Here is an 18100-nt window from a genome sequence, read left to right on the forward strand (position 1 = left end):
GTTTTATGACTGATGCTTTTCAGTAAAACGCTGCATGATCGCCAGTGTTTCATCGCTGACGTGATGCTCCATGCCTTCCGCATCAATGCGAGCAGTCGTGTCGCGAACGCCCAAAGCGCGCAGGAAATGCAGCACAATATCATGACGGGCGCGTGAGGTTTCGGCCATTTTATGGCCTTCCTCGGTCAAGAAGAGCGAACGATAGGGGCGGCTCGTTACCAGTCCCAGCTCATTCAGACGTCGGATCATTTTCGATACGGTCGCCTGGCTAACCGCCATGCGACTGGCAATATCAGCCGCGCGTGCTTCGCCGCGGTGGCGCAAAAGATCCCCGATCAATTCCACATAATCCTCGATCAGTTCTGTTTCGTGGGCATTGCGCACGGTTTCGTATTGTTGCGCGTGCTGTTCTACAGGCGGCAGTGCATCGCCACTCAGGCGTGAAGTAGGCGGCAATGGCGGCTGTTCATGATCGCTCATAATGGCTATATAGGTTGGCTATATCAGAGTGAGTAAAAACGTTGATTAGGATGGTAACGTATTTTCTGAAATAATTGTTAGCCATGGTTAAACTATTTGCATGATGCTTTTTTGTTGAGCTAAAGCCCTCAAAACGTGGTTGGCGCATTAGACTGCAGGCTTTCCCAGGTTTTTTCGGCGATACCGATACCGGCACCGGCCATCAGCAAGTAGGTTTGGTCAGCGCCAGCCGCCATCAAGGGGGCTTCTTCATCGGGATAGTTGATACCAGCAATGATCGTGCCTTTGAAGCCTGCTTTGCGCAATTGTCGAGTGGCAAAGAGTTTGCTCTCGATGTTGGGCGTTGCCAGCATCACGGCTTCAAGGGCATGAATATCCAGGTGCGACCAGAAGGCGATATCTTCTACATCGGCATAGCGTATATCGCGCTGGGATGCCGCTACTTTATTCGGGTCGGAATCAATGCCGACCACCCGCAAATGGTTCTCGACGAAAAAGTCGTAGGCGGCACTGCCGGTCCGGCCCATGCCGATCACCATCATTCTGGCATCGCCTAGAGTGACGGGCTGCTCATCAGGGTGGCGTAAATGACGTTCAAAGCGCGTCAGGCGGGCTTCATAACGATCAAAGAGAACGTGGGCGACGCGGTTGAGCGGCGCGGCGATGATAAATGAAAGCGCCACCGTCAGCGCCAGCGGTACCAGCCACTCCTCCAGGAGGCTGGACGCCACGATCAGGCCGAACTCGCTATAGGCCGTGAGGCTGAGGCTTCCCAGAAAAGCGCTACGGGCGCGTATCTTGAAAATAACCAGCAGGGCAAAAAACAGCGCGGTTTTTAGCGGCAACAGCATTGCCATGACGCCAGCGAAGATCAGCGCGTTCGCGTCGGGTAGGCCCGACATGCCGATCTGCAGAAAAAAGCTGATCAACAGGATCTCTTTGAGTCCCCAGAGCGCTTTGGACATTTCCTGAGCACGCGGATGTCTGGCCAGCAGAAGCCCCATCACCAGGGCGCCCACTTCACCACTGAGACCTACCACATCGAACCCAAGCCCACCGACGGCAATGGCGAGAACGGCCCCCATCAGCACCAGCATTTCATCGTGCTGGGCAATGCTCATCAGCCAGTAAAGCAGTGGCCGTAGAAGCGGCAGTGCCAGGATCCAGAGCGCCCACCAGGAGGGAGACTGGCCGCTGTAAATGCTGATGGCGGCCAATGCCACCAGGTCCTGGATAATCAGGATACCGATCGCCAGTCGCCCATGCAGCGCCCGCAATTCTCTTTTACCTTCGAGCACCTTGGCAGCCAGTACCGTGCTTGAAAACGAAAGCGCAATGGACAGCAGAATGGCAGTATCGAGCGCCAGGCCCAGAAAGATCACAAAGCCTGCAGTGAAAATAAACGTCGTGATGCCAAGGTGGATAAAAGCGCCACCCAGCACCGCGGGTTCGACGAGATTTCTAAGGTTGAGCTTAAGGCCAATGGTGAATAGCAGCAGCAATACCCCTAGATGCGCGAGGTGCTCAAGTAGCGGGCCCGCCTCAGTGGGTAAGCCGATATAGGGGCCTGCAAAATTAAGCGCGAAACCGGCCGTTAAAAAGCCCACCAGTGGTGGCAGGCTGAGCTGGCGAGCCGCAATGCCGAAGATAAAGGCAAACGATAAGATAATGACTTCAAACATGCACAATCCCCAGCGTATGGAACGGACGGGTTATTTTCTTGCTCGCCAATGCTTTTGCATTTCAACAAAGGTGAATGACGCCGACCAGGTGATCAAGACAAAACCGGTGAGTGCCAGGGTGCCATACAGAAAACGGATCGGGCCGGTGGCATAAATATCGCCGTAGCCCACCGTGGTGTAGGTGACGGCCGCGAAGAAGATATGATCCAGCAGGTTGAAAGCGCTATAGCCGTTCAGGGCGCCAATGCCTTGCTGCTCGGCCAGCCACCACCCCGTGATGCCGAACAGCCAGATTTCGGCGATGTGGGTCATCAGCACGCCGAATGCCATGGCCAGAATGCGCTGACGGTGAGGTCTGCTTGATCGCTCGATCTGGCGGGAAATCAGCCAGAGGGCTTCATAGTGCAGTAGAACCGCGAGTACGACAGCGATAGAGGTGGTGATGACCACCACTATGTGTTCAGGGTACGGAATGGTCACGTAATACAAGACTCATAATGGCTATAGTGCCGTGATGAATTCGATGGGCTGTTGTAAGACTCAGCCTATGGCACTGAATCATACCACTTTTACCCATCAGCCTCTTGATGGAGAACAGGTTTGCTAGGGGCGATATTGATCAAATGCGATGTCATCGGTCATCCAAAGCAAAGGATAAGGGAAAAGGACAAGGGAAAGCGGGGAGGCCTGAATCGTCAGGCCAACAGGATATTTTAGCGGGAATAACGCCTCATATAGCCGTTTTGTCTGCTAAAATCCCGCGTTTTCTCGCTTACCACTTCACTGCCTTGCTTTAGGAAGATTGATGAACGCCGTAATTATTGCCGTACTTGTGATGGTCGCGCTCTCGCTTGCGCGGGTGTCGGTTGTGTTTGCCCTTATCGTGGGCGCGTTAGTGGGCGGGCTCGTCGGTGGGCTCTCACTGGATCAGACGCTCGAGGCGTTCAACGATGGTGTGGGCGGCGGTGCCCAGGTGGCGCTTGCCTATGCGACGCTGGGCGCCTTTGCTGTCGCGATTTCCCGCTCTGGTCTGCCGGACATGCTGGCCAAGGTGCTGATCAGGATGCTGGGAAAAGAAACCCATACAGCCAACCAAAATAGCGTGAAGTGGGTGCTGTTGGTCGCCATCGTGCTGGTTGCGATTCTTTCCCAGAATGCAATCCCCGTGCATATCGCCTTTATTCCGGTGTTGATTCCGCCTCTGCTGGTGGTCATGAACCGTCTGCGGCTTGACCGTCGCGCGGTGGCCTGTGCGCTGACCTTCGGCTTGACGGCCCCTTACATGCTGTTGCCCGTTGGCTTTGGGGCGATCTTTCTCAACGATATCCTGCTGGCCAACCTGAACAGCGCGGGTGAGCCGCTGGGCCTGGACATCTCACGCGAGATGCTGCCCATGGCGATGGCGATCCCCGTCGGCGGGATGCTGATGGGCTTAATCGTGGCGCTAACCTTCAGCTATCGCGGTCGGCGCGACTATGCCGCCAAGCCGTTAGCGAACACCTCGGCAGGGCATTCGGCGACGCCCGCCACGCCACACCGGCTTGGGCTGGTCATGTCGGGGGTCGCCATTGTGGCCGCTCTCGGGCTTCAGCTTTATAGCGGCTCGATGATACTGGGCGGCCTGGTAGGGATCGGGCTGCTGTCGCTGGGTGGCATCTTTAAATGGCGCGAGGCCGACGACTTGTTCACCAGCGGGATGCGCATGATGGCGTTGATCGGCTTTATCATGATTTCGGCGGCCGGTTTTGCGGAGGTCATGAAAACCACCGGCGATATCGATACGCTTGTTGCGGGTGCGGTCGACCTATTTGGTGATAATCGTGGCTTGGCCGCCCTGGTCATGTTGCTGGTCGGGCTGTTCATCACGCTGGGCATCGGCTCGTCATTTTCGACGATTCCCATTATCGCGGCTATTTTTGTGCCGCTGGCGGTTCAGTTTGGCTTCTCGCCCATGGCGACCGTGGTGCTGGTCGGCACCGCGGCGGCTCTGGGGGACGCGGGCTCGCCGGCATCCGACTCAACGCTTGGCCCAACCGCGGGGTTGAACGTGGATGGTCAGCACGATCATATGTGGGACAGCGTGGTCCCCACCTTCCTGCACTACAACCTGCCGCTGATCGGCTTTGGCTGGCTGGCGGCGATGATGCTTTAACCATTCAGGGCCAGGGCAAGACATCCAGCCAGGACAGTCAGGTTCGGCTTGCAACTCAGCGGGTACGCCCCCATCTAGAAGAGTGTTAAGCGGAGTTTTGAACGCATCACGCTAGGAGAATTTAGATGAGCAAGCGTATTTTGATAGTACTGACGTCGCATGATCAGCTGGGTGATACCGGCGAAAAGACCGGTTTCTGGCTGGAAGAGCTTGCCGCGCCTTACTATGTGTTCAAGGATGCCGGGGCCGAAGTGACATTGGCCTCACCGAAAGGGGGGCAGCCGCCGCTTGATCCAAAAAGCGATGCCGAAGATGGGCAGACCGATGAAACGCGGCGCTTCAAGCAGGATGAGCAGGCCAATGCTGCCCTGGCGGCGACGCATCGCCTGAGTGATATGAAGGCGGATGACTTTGATGCCGTGTTCTATCCGGGTGGCCACGGCCCGTTGTGGGATCTGGTCGATGATAAAGACTCTATCAACCTGATCGAAACCTTTATCGCACAAGGCAAGCCGGTGGCTTCGGTCTGCCATGCGCCGATTGTGCTCGTCAATGCGAAAGGCACGAACGGCGAACCATTGGTGAAAGGCCGTGAAGTAACCGGCTTTACCAACGGTGAAGAAGCGGCCGTGGGGCTGACGGATGTCGTGCCTCATCTGGTGGAAGACGCGCTTCAGCAGTGTGGCGGTATTTACAGCAAGGCAGACGACTTCACGCCTTATGTGCGTGAGGATGGCCAGTTGATTACCGGCCAAAACCCGCCTTCCTCAGCGGCGACCGGTAAAGCGCTGATGGCGTGGTTGGCCCGTTAATCAGCGTTACGCCCACAATCAGCCAGCGGTATAGACACAAACGGCGAGCTCAAGCTCGCCGTTTTTTTGGGTATGTATAACGGACCTTGCACGATGGGGCCTGTGTGGCTCGAATTATCGATCCGGCAAGTGGGATTCGAAAGCGCTTAGCAGGCCACGCAGCAGGGAAAGCTCTTTGCGACTCGGCTGGGCGCGGGTAAACAGCGCCTGCAGCTGCTCTTCGGTGCGCGCATGCGGCTGGGTAATAAAGCCGCTTTGTTGCATCAGTCGCCCCAAGTGCGCCTGAAAGTGCAAGAACTGCTCGCGGCTCGGTGGCGTGGTTTGTGTCGGCTGCTGATAAACATAGTGGCTGTCGTCACGCCTGCGCCATGCCCGGTGGACTTCGTAGGCAAGGATCTGTACGGCTTGAGAGAGGTTTAAAATGCCGTAGTCAGGGTTGGCGGGAATGCTCACCTGATGCGTGCAGCAGCGAATCTCGTCGTTGGTCAACCCTGAGCGTTCGCGGCCAAACACGAGTGCTACCGGCGCATGCTGCGCGTTCTGGGTCACCGCCTGGGCCATGTCGTCGGGTTCTTCAAAATGGGGCAGGGGGAGGCTGCGAAGCCGCGCGCTGGCGCCTACTACCTGAACGCAGTCGCTCACAGCCTCGTCGAGCTGCGTCACCACCTGGGCGTTGTCGAGGGCATCGGTGGCGCCCGCGGCAAGTCGGGTAGCCTCGTCGTCAGGGAATTGCCGCGGATTGACCAGCACAAGATTCGTTAAGCCCATGGTTTTCATGGCCCGGGCGGTGGCACCAATGTTGCCTGGATGGAAGGTTTGCACCAGCACAATGCGGATATTGGAAAGCACGGTGATAAGACAGCCTGAATAGCGAATGGAAAACGACGATTTTACCACGCTTTAACGACAAGAACCCCGCACAGGGCGGGGTTCTTGATGACGGCTAACCGTCAGAGCGAAAAGGCTCGGGGGGGCAATTACATCATGCCGCCCATGCCTCCCATTCCGCCCATGCCACCCATATCCGGGGCAGCTTCTTTCTCGTCCGGATCGTCGGCGATCATGCACTCGGTGGTGATCATCAGACCGGCAACGGAGCCCGCAGACTGCAGCGCGGAACGCGTTACCTTGGCCGGATCGAGGACGCCCATTTCGAACAGGTCGCCGAACTCACCGGTCTGCGCGTTGTAGCCGAAGTTGCCTTCAGCGTCTTTCACGCGGTTGATGATCACAGCCGGTTCTTCGCCAGCGTTGCTGACGATTTGACGCAGCGGCGACTGCAGGGCGCGTAGTGCCATGTTGATGCCGTGGTTCTGGTCTTCGTTATCACCGGTCAGGCCCTGTACCTTGGCCATAACGCGAACCAGTGCGGTACCACCACCCGGCACAACGCCTTCTTCAACGGCGGCGCGAGTCGAGTGCAGCGCATCTTCAACGCGTGCTTTCTTCTCTTTCATTTCCACTTCGGTGGCCGCACCGACGCGGATAACCGCAACGCCGCCTGCCAGTTTGGCAACCCGCTCTTGCAGCTTCTCTTTGTCGTAGTCGGAAGACGTATCTTCGATCTGGGTGCGAATCTGACCCACACGCGCTTCGATATCGGCTTCAACACCGGCGCCGTCGATGATGGTGGTGTTTTCCTTGGTCATGGTCATGCGCTTGGCAGTACCCAGATGATCCAGGTTCGCCTGCTCGAGGGTCAGACCGACTTCTTCGGAAATCACGGTGCCGTTGGTGAGGATCGCGATATCCTGAAGCATCGCCTTACGACGATCACCGAAACCGGGTGCCTTGGTGGCCGCGACTTTAACAATACCGCGCATGTTGTTCACGACCAGCGTGGCCAGCGCTTCGCCTTCGATGTCTTCGGCAACGATGGCAAGCGGCTTGCCTTGCTTGGCAACGGCTTCGAGGACCGGCAGTAGTTCGCGGATGTTGGAGATCTTCTTATCCACCAGCAGGATGTAAGGATCTTCCAGTTCCACGGACATGGTGTCCTGGTTGGTCACGAAGTAGGGCGACAGGTAGCCACGATCGAACTGCATGCCTTCGACGACTTCCAGTTCGTCTTCGAAACCACGACCTTCGTCAACGGTGATGACACCTTCTTTACCGACTTTTTCCATCGCCTCGGCAATGATCTCGCCGATACGCTTGTCGCCGTTGGCGGAGATGGTGCCTACCTGGGCAATGGACTTGGTGTCGGTGCAGGGCACAGACATCGCCCGGATTTCCTTGACCGCTGCCGTGACGGCCTGGTCGATGCCGCGCTTGAGGTCCATCGGGTTCATGCCGGCGGTCACGCCTTTCAGGCCTTCCGCAATGATGGCCTGGGCCAGCACGGTCGCGGTGGTAGTACCGTCACCTGCCACGTCAGACGTTTGCGAGGCGACTTCCTTGACCATCTGGGCGCCCATGTTCTCGAACTTGTCTTTCAGTTCGATTTCCTTGGCGACCGATACGCCATCTTTCGTGACGGTCGGTGCACCAAAGGATTTTTCGAGAACGACGTTGCGTCCCTTCGGGCCCAGGGTAACTTTTACTGCGTTGGCAAGAGTGTCAACACCGCGCGCCATGCGCTTGCGAGCATCATCTGAAAACTTGACTTGTTTAGCTGCCATGTTCGTTACTTCCTAATAAAATTCAAGAAATGGGAAAGTAATGGGTCGAGGCGGTGATTAGCCTTCGACAACTGCCAGAATATCGGCTTCGCTCATGATCAAGACTTCTTCGCCGTCGATTTTCTGTTTCTCAACGCCGAAGCCGTCTTTGAAGATCACGTTATCGCCAACTTTCACGTCTAATGGGCGAACATCGCCGCTTTCTAGAATGCGGCCGTTACCGACAGCGATAACTTCACCACGGGTAGGCTTTTCCTGCGCATTGCCCGGAAGCACGATGCCGCCAGCGGTTTTCTGCTCTTCTTCCACGCGACGAACGACGACGCGATCGTGCAAAGGACGGATATTCATGCTTACGTTCTCCTGAGTATCGTCAAAGCCCCAGTCAGGGCGGTTAGTGTTGATAACTTTCGTGGGCGGTGCCCGCGAAAAATGAAGGCAGGATGCCTTCGCTGTAAATGGCAACCACTTTATAGTGAAGCAGTTACCGAACTTGTATGCTGTTTCAAAAGTGGGGGCTGCGGATGGCCTTTCAAGGGGTCGCTAATAAAAAAATCTCAAGCGCTGACCCCTTTGCTAGCCACGGTGTTTCGGTTCATCCCGACTAATAAAATCACCTTCGATCGGCCCTTCCGGCTTTTCAGCGGATGAGGCGCGCTCGCCGTGACGATAGCGGGGTTCATCCTGCTGGTAGGCCCACGACGGGTCATGCCCGGATGTGCGGTGGGTGGCGACCTTTAACCCCAGGGCGGTCAGCAGTTTAAACAGCAAGCGGCGGGCATTCGGCACAAGGCAGGCAAGGCCCAGGGCGTCGGACAAAAAACCAGGTGCCATCAATAGCGCGCCGCCAAATATCAGGGCGGCACCGGTAAACAGTTCGCTGGAGGGAATTTCGCCTGCCTGCATGCGCTGGCGAGCGCGGGCAAAGGTTGCCACGCCTTCCTTGCGAATGAGATGAAGACCCACGACTCCGGTACCAATCACCAGCAGCAGGGTCATTAACAAACCGATTTGGCTGCCAATCGAGAACAGGATGACAAAATCAAGCAGCGTGAACAGGGAAACAAACACCAAAATGGGCATAACCAACTCCGTAATAAACGTCATGAGAGATATGGTGACAGTCTGATCGAAAAACAAGTTGGGCTAAATAGCCTAGCGAAGCTGCATTGCGCTTTTTGGGGATTGCCGGGTGATGGTTTGCGTGTCAGTTTGAATGACGAGATATATCAACGTGCTAAAAACGGATGGAAAGGAGTGTCAAATGAAGCTGGATGGTCGGGTAATTGCGATAACCGGAGGCGCACAGGGTCTGGGCTATGCCGTGGCCCAGCAACTGGGGCAGAAGGGGGCAAGGCTGGCGTTGCTGGATATTAGTGGCGAAGCTCTGGATAGCGCTGTCTCGGCACTGGCCCGGGAGGGGATCGATGCGCAGGGGGTGGTCGTTGATGTTGCCGATGAAGCCTCGGTCGCGCAGGCCTTTGCGGACATTGCCGAGAAGCAGGGCCCGATCAGCGGGTGTGTCAACAATGCGGGGATTACCGACGATGCCCTGATGGTGAAAGCCAAGAAGGGGCAGGTGGAAACGCGCATGTCCCTGGCGGCGTGGCAGCGCGTTATCGATATCAACCTGACGGGCGTGTTTTTGTGTGGCCGGGAAGCGGCGACGCAAATGATCGAAGCCCGGCACGAAGGCGTGATTGTCAATATTTCCAGCATCTCGAAAGCGGGTAATCCCGGCCAGAGCAATTACGCGGCCGCCAAGGCGGGGGTTCACGCATTGACCGTCACCTGGGCAGCCGAGCTTGCGCGGTACGGCATTCGCACGGGCACGGTGGCACCTGGTTTTATCAATACTGACATGACGGCCTCAATGCGCCCGGATATGCTGGAACGCATTGCGTCGAAGGTGCTGCTCAAGCGGCTGGGCGAGCCGGAGAACATTGCGCAAAGCGTGGCCTTTATCCTCGAGAACGACTATTTCTCGGGTCGGATCATCGAGTGCGACGGTGGGCTGCGGCTATAGCCAGGTTCCATGGGGGCGGTGTTGGTGATCCAGGCCCTAGCGTTTCGTTGCCAGGTTATCCACTTCTTCGGCCCAGCGCTTTACCTTACGGCGCTGAAGCCGCCCGTTGAGACGTTTGGTATCCACACTGATGGGGATCAATGCTTTTTCGGAAGTGGATGGGTCGCTTAGATAGAATGTCCGCGACGCCCCGACAGGCCTGTCCTCCGATCCATAGATGGCAATCACCCGCAGCTCCAGTTGCAGCCCTGTCTGGTCATAGATGGTGTTGTCCAGTCGCCAGGTGGCGCAGATCTGATCGGCAATGTCGGCAAAGCGTTGCATATGCAGGTAATCGCCAGAGGCTAGAGGCCCCTGGTGGCTTCTGATGGATTTCCCTTTCTGTTCATCCTCTTTCTCTTCCTGGTACTCCGCGACGTCGACCATGAAGCTGTTTTCCTGGGTGTGAAGAATCGCCACCACATGCTGGATATAGATGGATTCACTGCTCATGTTGCTGATCAAGCACAGCGCATTCTGCCCGGTGCCCAGGCCGCGGTTGATGATGATGCGTGGGCGCCGCTGGCGAACGTAGCCGTTATAGAGTAGCTGCGCGTAAAATAACCAGACAAGAAGCGTCAGGATGCTCGTGACGGCGGAAATCGCCTGAGCGTTATTATTGAGCCATTCCATGGATGCGTTCCTTCGCCGGATGTGTGATTGAGGATCTGCCAAGTAAAACAAAAGCTAGCTCAATACACTGGAGATGCCAGTCACATAGCTGATACATTTATATAAGACTAAACGCATGTAATGGATGCAAAAAAATGAAAACGAGGAAAACGGGCAATCATCAATGAGGCCGTCAGGAGGACAGCAAGCAGGGTGCCAGGAGGGAATGACGCTTGAAACTGAATTGGTGCGGATGGGGAGACTTGAACTCCCACGCCTTACGGCACTAGAACCTAAATCTAGCGTGTCTACCAATTCCACCACATCCGCGGAACGGGGCGTATACTATCAATCTTTTGTATAAAGTCAACGACAAAGTGTTCAATCCGCCGGTCAGGGAGCGCGAATGCGATTGAAACGCTGGGTAGCTGCCGGTAGTGCTCTGGTAAAACGGGCACTACCGGGTTATTGCGCATTTTGTTTGGCACCGCTTGAAGGGGGCGCAAGCTGGTGCTCGGAATGTTTCGAGCAGTTGCCCTGGAATCGCCCTGCCTGTCCGTGCTGTGGTGATCAGCTACCGAACGATCACCAATCCTTGTGCGGGCATTGCATCAGTAAGCGGCCTGCCTTTGAGGCGGCTCATGTGGCGTTACGCTATGCATCCCCCATCAATGCGCTGGTGCGCGATTTCAAGTTCAACGCCCGGCCCCGGGCAGGCATGTTGCTGTGTGAGTTAATGCAGGACAGCCTGCCCTCGCCACCCTTTGATGCGATACTGCCTGTGCCCATGACGCCCGAGCGTGCCCGCGACCGTGGGTTCAATCAGGCGCACTGGTTGGCTTTCGAGCTCGCCAAGCGAAGCGGCCTGCCCCTGCTCGAAGCCCGGCGACTCAAACAGGGGCCTTCGCAGCGCGGCTTGAACCGGCAGGCGCGTTTTGCCAATCTGGCGGGCGCTTTTGTGGTCGAGACACCACCGCCTGCGTATGTCGCGATTGTCGATGACGTTGTCACGACGGGCGCCACGGCTCATGCGCTCGCCCTGGCATTGCGGCGGGCGGGGGCGCAGCGTGTTGATGTATGGGCGGCAGCGCGCACACCTCTGGTGGTGGATGATGTCTAACGGCATGACCCATCGTCGACGATAGCCTTTTACGGATGGACCCCTGGAGACACCATGACGCATGTTTTTCAAACGCTTTCTCCCGGCCTTGTAATGTCAGCGGTGGAGTCGTTGGATATATGGCCAACGTCAGAACCGTTTGCGCTGAACAGCTATGAAAACCGCGTGATGATGTTCCGCGATGAGCACGGCAGTCAGTGGATCATCAAGTTCTACCGTCCAGAACGTTGGCAGGACGCCACTATTCAGGAAGAGCACGATTTTCTTGTCGAACTGAGCCAGGCCGAGGTGCCGGTGGCCACCGTTTGGCGTGATCGTCGGGGTCAGAGTCTGCATCACTACGAAGGGTATCGTTTTGCGTTATTTCGCCACTGCCCTGGTCAGGCCCCCGAGCTGGACAACGATGCCCATCTTTTCGCCCTGGGAGAGCTGATGGGGCGGCTGCACGCGGTGGCCGACAAGGGCACTTTTACCCATCGTCCACGCCTTGAGTTATTGGAGGGGGTGAGAGATGCCCAGCAGCGGGTCTTCGATAGCCAGCGTTTGGATCGTTATCAGCGCCGAGGTTATGAAAGCGTCATTACCCGCATGCTGGAAGCGCTTCGTCCCTATCAGTGGGGTGAGGAAGCGATGATACGCTGCCACGGTGATTGTCATCTGGGCAATATCCTGGGGCGTGATGAGCATTTTTCACTGGTGGATTTTGATGATTGCCTGATGGCACCAGCGATCCAGGATATATGGATGCTGCTATCCGCCAATGAGCCCGCCGAGTGGCGCCGTCAGATAAGTGAGATTGTCGAGGGGTACGAAGAGACGCGACCCTTTCCCCATCAACAGATTGAGCTGATTGAGCCGCTGCGTGCCTACCGACTGATACGGCACAGCGCATGGCTGGTCTCTCGCTGGCAAGACCCTGCCTTCCAACTGGCGTTTCCCTGGGTCGCTGATAAAGGGTACTGGGATCAGCATATCCGACAACTTGAGCAACAGTTGCTGGTCCTTAAAAAGCCGCAGTGGCTGGCATAGTGTCCTTCTATCATTCGCATAGAGGCTTGACTCATCATGCCAGGCTGCCACACAGCGTCGAGGTGCGCTAAGATGCATCGTTTCATTGCGTTATGTTAATATTTTATTGTACATAACTTATTTAAAGTATATTTTCTGTACATGGTTGTGTCTGGATCGCGTCCAATCATTGCCATGGCGGCCAAAGGCCGACTCCTTTTAGCGCGATGGTGCCTTATCCATCGTGCAAGACACTTTCGACGAGGCTTACCATGACGGATGATATCGCCCAGTATTACCAGCAGATTATCAGCGCACTTGGGGAAAACCCTGAGCGCGAAGGGCTGAAAGACACGCCGCTTCGTGCAGCGAAGGCAATGCAGTTCCTGACGCATGGCTACCATCAGTCGCTTCAGGAAATCGTCAACGGCGCCGTATTCGAGTCGCAGACAGACGAAATGGTACTGGTCAAGGATATCGAGCTGTATTCAATGTGCGAGCATCATCTGCTGCCTTTCATTGGCAAGTGCCATATCGCTTACCTGCCGAACGGTAACGTCTTGGGGCTCTCCAAATTTGCTCGCATTGTCGATATGTACGCCCGGCGCATGCAGATTCAGGAGAATCTGACCCGGGAAATTGCCGAGGCAGTGCAGCAGGTTACCCAGGCACGTGGCGTGGCCGTGGTCATTGAAGCCCGTCATCTTTGCATGATGATGCGGGGCGTCGAGAAACAAAATTCGAGCATGACGTCATCTGTCATGCTGGGCGATTTCCGGGCCAATCAGGCAACGCGTCAGGAGTTCTTGACGCTGGTCAATTAACCCAGGGCGACACGATACGGCATTACGGTTGGTCTGCTACCCTGTTTCGTCATAGCATGAAGAGGTTATTTTGCTGATGAGTCCCTTATCTGGGGGCAGGAGTCTGTCATGGAAGCGCTTAAAGAGACACAGCTGTACTGTCCGTTTGCCTATATCGATGGAAGTTGGGTAGCGGCTGACAGCGGTGATCAGATCAACGTCCTTAACCCGGCCACCGGCGAGATAGTGGGTGATATGCCAAGGTTGGGGAAAGCCGAAACGGAACGGGCCATTGAAGCGGCCGATGCAGCGCTTCCCGCATGGCGTTCGCTGACTGCCCAGGAACGGGCGGATTTGCTATTGAAGTGGCATGACCTGATGCTCGAGCATCAGCATGATCTTGCCATGTTGATGACCCACGAGCAGGGCAAGCCTCTGAAAGAAGCGGCAGGCGAAATCGCCTATGCGGCGAGCTTTCTGCGCTGGTTTGCGGAAGAGGCTCGCCGCGTCTACGGCGAAACCATTCCGGCAGCCAATGCCAACCAGCGTATCGTGGTGACCAAACACCCTGTTGGCGTTGTCGGTGCCATCACGCCCTGGAATTTCCCGGCGGCGATGATTACCCGTAAAGCGGGTGCGGCCCTGGCGGCTGGCTGTACCATTGTGGTCAAGCCCGCAAGCCAGACGCCGTTTTCGGCCACGGCGCTGGCCATGCTGGCGGAGCGTGCCGGTATCCCCCGGGGCGTTTTCAATGTCGTGCCTGGCAGCGCTGCTGACATCGCCGAAGCGCTCACCCAGTCATCCAAGGTGCGCAAGATTACCTTTACCGGCTCAACCGAAGTTGGCCGCAAGCTGATGGCACAGGCCGCCGAGCATGTGCAGAAAATATCCCTTGAGCTGGGCGGCAATGCGCCCTTTATCGTCTTTGAGGATGCCGACCTTGACGCTGCAGTGGATGGCGCCATGGCCGCCAAGTTCCGAAACGCAGGGCAAACATGCGTCTGCACCAACCGCTTTTTGGTCCAGTCCAGCGTGATCAATGCGTTTTGCGAAAAACTCGCCGTCGCGATGAACAGCGAGCTGAATGTGGGCGATGGCACTCAGGACAATATCAACATCGGGCCGTTGATCGATCAGGATGGCGTCAATAAAGTCAGTGAGCACGTCCAGGATGCTGTCGATCATGGGGCCGAGCTGTTACTGGGCGGGTATCCCCACCCCCTGGGCGGTAACTTCTTCAGCCCTACCTTGATCAGCTTTGCCACCAGTGAAATGAAAGTGGCCCATGAAGAGACCTTTGGCCCGCTGGCGGCGGTCTTTCCCTTCGATGACGAAGAGACGGCCATTGAAATGGCCAACGACACTCAGTATGGGCTGGCGTCGTACTTCTATTCACGTGACCTGTCGCGGGTCTGGCGGGTGTCTGAAGCACTCGAATATGGCATGGTCGGCATCAACACCGGCCTGATCTCCAATGCAGCGGCGCCGTTTGGCGGCGTGAAAGCGTCCGGCCTGGGACGCGAAGGGGGGCATCAAGGCCTGGAAGAGTATCTGGAAACCAAGTACCTGTGCATTGACCTCGGTTAAACCCCGCTGTTTAAGCTTTCCTGGACCGAAAAAGCCCTCATTGATGTCCTATCAATGAGGGCTTTTTGATGCCTGGGGCTAGCCTGGCCTAGTGGCGGAAATGGCGCATACCGGTAAACACCATGGCAATGCCAGCTTCATTGGCTGCATCGATCACTTCCTGGTCGCGCATTGAGCCGCCCGGCTGAATGACAGCGGTGATGCCCGCTGCGGCGGCGGCATCAATGCCGTCACGAAACGGGAAAAAAGCGTCTGACGCCATCACGGAACCCGGCACCGAGAGGCCCTCGTCGGCCGCCTTGATACCCGCAATTTTGGCGGAATAGACACGGCTCATCTGTCCCGCGCCAACGCCTATTGTCTGACCATTATTGGCGTAGACGATGGCATTGGATTTAACGAACTTGGCGACCCGCCACGCAAACTCGAGGTCACGCAGTTCCTGCTCGGACGGCGCGCGCTCGCTGACCACCGTCAGGGCATCGCGGGGTACCATGCCCTGGTCGCGCTCTTGAACCAGCAGGCCACCATTAACGCGCTTGAAGTCGAGGGCCGGCTGGGTTTCGCTGGGCCAGTGTGCGCTGACATCGAGTAGCCGTACATTCTGCTTGGCGGCCACGATGGAAGCGGCGTCGGCGCTGACGCCGGGGGCGATAATCACCTCTACAAATTGGCGGTCGATGATTGCCCGCGCGGTGTCGGCATCGAGCGCTACATTGAAAGCGATGATGCCGCCAAACGCACTGGTAGGGTCGGTCGCAAAGGCCTTGTCGTAGGCGTCAAGGGCGGTAGCGCCAATCGCAACGCCGCAGGGATTGGCGTGTTTGACGATAACGCAGGCGGTGTCTTCGAAGGCTCTGACACACTCGAAAGCGGCATCGGTATCGGCGACATTGTTGTACGACAGCGGTTTACCCTGCAGCATTCTCGCCGTCGCCACGCCGGGTTCGTTCGCTTCTTCCTCCACGTAGAAAGCCGCCTGCTGGTGGGGGTTTTCCCCGTAGCGCATGGCCTGTTTCTTGTGCAGCTGTAGATTGAACGTGCGCGGGAAATTGGCGTCTGCGGCTTCAACCTGACGGCCCAGATAATTGGCAATGGCAGCGTCGTAGCCCGCCGTGTGCTCAAACGCTTTGACGGCAAGATCGAAACGGGTGGCTTCGCTGACACGCCCGTCCTGGGCGGTGAGTTCACCCAGTACCCGTGGATAGTCGGCGGCGTTCACAACAATCGTCGTGTAGGCATGGTTCTTGGCACAGGCGCGGACCATGGTCGGGCCGCCAATGTCGATGTTTTCAATGGCTTCCTGGCGTGTGCAGTCCGGTTTGGCGACGGTGGCGGCGAAGGGATAAAGGTTCACCACAACCATATCAATCGGCGTGATGTCGTTCTCCGCCATGACGGCGTCATCCTGCCCACGACGAGCGAGGATGCCGCCATGGATTTTGGGATGCAGTGTCTTGACACGGCCATCCATGATCTCGGGGAAACCGGTGTGTTCGCTAACTTCCTTTACCGGAATCTGGTGTTCCTGTAGCAGGCGGAATGTGCCGCCCGTGGAGAGAAGCTCCACGCCGGACTCGGACAGGCCACGGGCAAATTCGACGATACCGGTTTTATCAGAAACGCTCAGAAGGGCGCGGCGTACAGGGGTCGCAGTGCTATCAGCCATGAGGGTGCTCGTATGCAGAGTAGAGAATAAAAAACAATGATGCCCCAAGGCTATGGGGTGTCACCTTCAATAAGTCCATAAAGCTTCAGTTTCTTGCGCAGCGTGCCGCGATTGAGGCCCAGTACATCCGCTGCGCGGGTCTGGTTGCCCTCGGTGTGCTCAAGCACGCAGGCGAGCAGTGGCGCCTCTACTTCGGCCATCACCATGGCGTACAGGTCGGTTGCCTGACTGCCATCGAGATGCTCGAAGTAGCGACGCATCGCGGTTTCCACGCACTCGCGCAGTGGCTGCGCGGGCATACTGGCGTCGGAGTCTGCCAGCGTCCCGTTGAGCGGGGTATGGCTATCGGGGGCACTGTCGCTGGAAACAAGATCAAGATCGCGTTCGGTCATGCTGCATAGCTTCCTTTGGCTAGCAGACGCTTGATGGCATCGGGTGCCATGGCGTCATTGATCCAATTAACTTGTGTTTCGTCAGAGGATAATCCGTTAAATTGTTGCTTTAAATCACGCCGCTGAGCGGGAGTAAAACGGGCATCTTCGCCCAGATACCAGCCCAGGTGCTTACGCGCAATGCGCACGCCCATGGTGTCGCCATAAAAGCTATGCAGAGCGCTTAGATGAGCAATGAGCACACTACGCCGCTCTTCCAGGCTGGGCTGAGCGCGGTGCTCACCATGTTCCAGAAAGTACTGAATCTGATCAAAAATCCAGGGATTTCCCTGAGCGCCCCGTCCTACCATGACGGCGTCTGCTTGCGTATAGCGCAGCACGTCTGCCGCTTTTTCCGGGGTCGTGATGTCCCCATTGGCAATCACCGGAATGCTCAGTCGTGATTTTATATCGGCGATGGTGTCGTACTCCGCCCATCCAGTATAGCGCTGCTCGCGGTGTCGGCCATGAACCGCTAGCGATTGAATGCCAGCTTCCTCGGCAAGGCGCGCAATACGGACACCATTATTCGTGTCAGCGCTCCAGCCGGTGCGAATTTTCAGGGTAACGGGGATGTCGACGGCGTTGACTACGGCATCCAGAATCTCGCCAACCAGTTTTTCATCGCGAAGCAAGGCAGAGCCTGCTGCCTTGTTGCAGACTTTCTTGGCCGGGCAGCCCATGTTGATATCGATCACCTGTGCGCCAAGATCGGCATTGAGCCGGGCTGCCTGGGCGAGCATCTCGGCGTCGCCCCCGGCAATTTGCACAACTCTTGGATCAGGTTCGCCGCGATGGTCCATGCGCAGCTTCGATTTGCGTGTGTGCCACAGGCTCGGGTCGGCAGTGACCATTTCGCCAACCACCCAGCCTGCTCCCAGTTGCCGACACAACTGACGGAAAGGGCGATCGGTCACACCCGCCATGGGCGCTAATATGACCCGGTTCGGCAGGGTGTAGGGGCCAATCTTGAGCGGTGGCAATGTCGATAGGGTCATGGCAGTTGACGCTTTGATGGTGCGGTTAACGACCGTCAGGTCGCCCGAGGTGGCGTATGA

Annotated in this window: 18 protein-coding genes and 1 tRNA gene; 7 read left to right on the top strand and 12 right to left on the bottom strand. The window is 56.9% G+C overall.

The genetic code is table 11. The features are described 5' to 3' along the window. Positions 1 to 3 precede the first annotated feature (3 nt). The 3 genes from mntR to ADS46_RS11700 form a co-directional block, all read right to left on the bottom strand. On the bottom strand, positions 4 to 480 hold the full coding sequence (mntR, locus tag ADS46_RS11690; protein WP_066320348.1) for a manganese-binding transcriptional regulator MntR: 477 nt from the start codon (positions 478 to 480) through the stop codon (positions 4 to 6). 128 nt (positions 481 to 608) lie between these two features. Further along, positions 609 to 2162 carry a cation:proton antiporter family protein gene (locus tag ADS46_RS11695; protein ID WP_066320351.1) on the bottom strand — a complete coding sequence of 518 codons (1554 nt, stop codon included), beginning with the start codon at positions 2160 to 2162 and terminating at the stop codon, positions 609 to 611. A gap of 30 nt (positions 2163 to 2192) precedes the next feature. Continuing rightward, the gene (locus ADS46_RS11700) at positions 2193 to 2642 is read right to left on the bottom strand and encodes an ion channel (protein WP_066320352.1); all 450 of its coding nucleotides are present in this window, start codon (positions 2640 to 2642) and stop codon (positions 2193 to 2195) included. A gap of 325 nt (positions 2643 to 2967) precedes the next feature. Between ADS46_RS11700 and ADS46_RS11705 the strand changes: the two genes are divergently transcribed. Then, on the top strand, positions 2968 to 4314 hold the full coding sequence (locus ADS46_RS11705) for a Na+/H+ antiporter family protein (protein WP_066320354.1): 1347 nt from the start codon (positions 2968 to 2970) through the stop codon (positions 4312 to 4314). A 125-nt stretch (positions 4315 to 4439) separates the two neighbouring features. Beyond that, the gene (locus ADS46_RS11710; protein ID WP_066320355.1) at positions 4440 to 5126 is read left to right on the top strand and encodes a type 1 glutamine amidotransferase domain-containing protein; all 687 of its coding nucleotides are present in this window, start codon (positions 4440 to 4442) and stop codon (positions 5124 to 5126) included. Positions 5127 to 5240: 114 nt separating this feature from the next. On the opposite strand, the gene ADS46_RS11715 is transcribed toward ADS46_RS11710, so the two are convergent. The 4 genes from ADS46_RS11715 to ADS46_RS11730 form a co-directional block, all read right to left on the bottom strand. After that, positions 5241 to 5975 carry an RNA methyltransferase gene (locus ADS46_RS11715; RefSeq protein WP_066320656.1) on the bottom strand — a complete coding sequence of 245 codons (735 nt, stop codon included), beginning with the start codon at positions 5973 to 5975 and terminating at the stop codon, positions 5241 to 5243. A gap of 128 nt (positions 5976 to 6103) precedes the next feature. Beyond that, a complete protein-coding gene (gene groL / locus ADS46_RS11720) occupies positions 6104 to 7747 on the bottom strand; it encodes a chaperonin GroEL (protein WP_066320357.1) in 1644 nt (547 codons plus the stop codon). Positions 7748 to 7804: 57 nt separating this feature from the next. Further along, the gene (locus ADS46_RS11725) at positions 7805 to 8098 is read right to left on the bottom strand and encodes a co-chaperone GroES (RefSeq protein WP_066320359.1); all 294 of its coding nucleotides are present in this window, start codon (positions 8096 to 8098) and stop codon (positions 7805 to 7807) included. A 225-nt stretch (positions 8099 to 8323) separates the two neighbouring features. Beyond that, the gene (locus ADS46_RS11730; protein WP_066320362.1) at positions 8324 to 8830 is read right to left on the bottom strand and encodes an FxsA family protein; all 507 of its coding nucleotides are present in this window, start codon (positions 8828 to 8830) and stop codon (positions 8324 to 8326) included. Between the two features lie 181 nt (positions 8831 to 9011). Between ADS46_RS11730 and ADS46_RS11735 the strand changes: the two genes are divergently transcribed. Further along, entirely contained in the window at positions 9012 to 9773 is a 762-nt protein-coding gene (locus tag ADS46_RS11735; protein ID WP_066320365.1) for an SDR family oxidoreductase, read from the top strand. A gap of 36 nt (positions 9774 to 9809) precedes the next feature. Here ADS46_RS11735 and ADS46_RS11740 read toward each other — a convergent pair whose 3' ends face one another. Both ADS46_RS11740 and ADS46_RS11745 read right to left on the bottom strand, forming a co-directional pair. Beyond that, positions 9810 to 10445 (bottom strand): hypothetical protein, encoded by a 636-nt coding sequence (locus ADS46_RS11740; RefSeq protein WP_066320369.1) that lies wholly within the window; start codon positions 10443 to 10445, stop codon positions 9810 to 9812. Between the two features lie 224 nt (positions 10446 to 10669). Then, positions 10670 to 10754, bottom strand: a tRNA-Leu gene (locus ADS46_RS11745). A 76-nt stretch (positions 10755 to 10830) separates the two neighbouring features. On the opposite strand from ADS46_RS11745, the gene ADS46_RS11750 reads away from it, so the two are divergent. The 4 genes from ADS46_RS11750 to ADS46_RS11765 all read left to right on the top strand — a co-directional run bounded on the left by ADS46_RS11750 (position 10831) and on the right by ADS46_RS11765 (position 14942). Next, positions 10831 to 11544 (top strand): ComF family protein, encoded by a 714-nt coding sequence (locus ADS46_RS11750; protein WP_066320372.1) that lies wholly within the window; start codon positions 10831 to 10833, stop codon positions 11542 to 11544. Between the two features lie 54 nt (positions 11545 to 11598). Beyond that, entirely contained in the window at positions 11599 to 12573 is a 975-nt protein-coding gene (locus ADS46_RS11755) for a serine/threonine protein kinase (protein ID WP_066320375.1), read from the top strand. A gap of 251 nt (positions 12574 to 12824) precedes the next feature. Next, the gene (gene folE, locus ADS46_RS11760; protein WP_066320379.1) at positions 12825 to 13376 is read left to right on the top strand and encodes a GTP cyclohydrolase I FolE; all 552 of its coding nucleotides are present in this window, start codon (positions 12825 to 12827) and stop codon (positions 13374 to 13376) included. A gap of 108 nt (positions 13377 to 13484) precedes the next feature. Further along, positions 13485 to 14942, top strand: coding sequence for an NAD-dependent succinate-semialdehyde dehydrogenase (locus ADS46_RS11765; RefSeq protein ID WP_066320381.1), 1458 nt, complete (start codon positions 13485 to 13487; stop codon positions 14940 to 14942). 88 nt (positions 14943 to 15030) lie between these two features. On the opposite strand, the gene purH is transcribed toward ADS46_RS11765, so the two are convergent. The 3 genes from purH to dusB are packed head-to-tail and all read right to left on the bottom strand — an operon-like array spanning position 15031 to position 18040. Next, positions 15031 to 16611 (bottom strand): bifunctional phosphoribosylaminoimidazolecarboxamide formyltransferase/IMP cyclohydrolase, encoded by a 1581-nt coding sequence (gene purH, locus ADS46_RS11770; RefSeq protein ID WP_066320389.1) that lies wholly within the window; start codon positions 16609 to 16611, stop codon positions 15031 to 15033. Between the two features lie 50 nt (positions 16612 to 16661). After that, the gene (fis, locus tag ADS46_RS11775; protein WP_066320391.1) at positions 16662 to 17003 is read right to left on the bottom strand and encodes a DNA-binding transcriptional regulator Fis; all 342 of its coding nucleotides are present in this window, start codon (positions 17001 to 17003) and stop codon (positions 16662 to 16664) included. After that, the gene (gene dusB, locus ADS46_RS11780; RefSeq protein WP_066320393.1) at positions 17000 to 18040 is read right to left on the bottom strand and encodes a tRNA dihydrouridine synthase DusB; all 1041 of its coding nucleotides are present in this window, start codon (positions 18038 to 18040) and stop codon (positions 17000 to 17002) included. Before dusB ends, fis begins: the two co-directional genes overlap by 4 nt. Between the last annotated feature and the right edge of the window lie 60 nt (positions 18041 to 18100).

This window comes from Halomonas sp. G11 (assembly GCF_001663515.1).
Classification (GTDB): domain Bacteria; phylum Pseudomonadota; class Gammaproteobacteria; order Pseudomonadales; family Halomonadaceae; genus Vreelandella.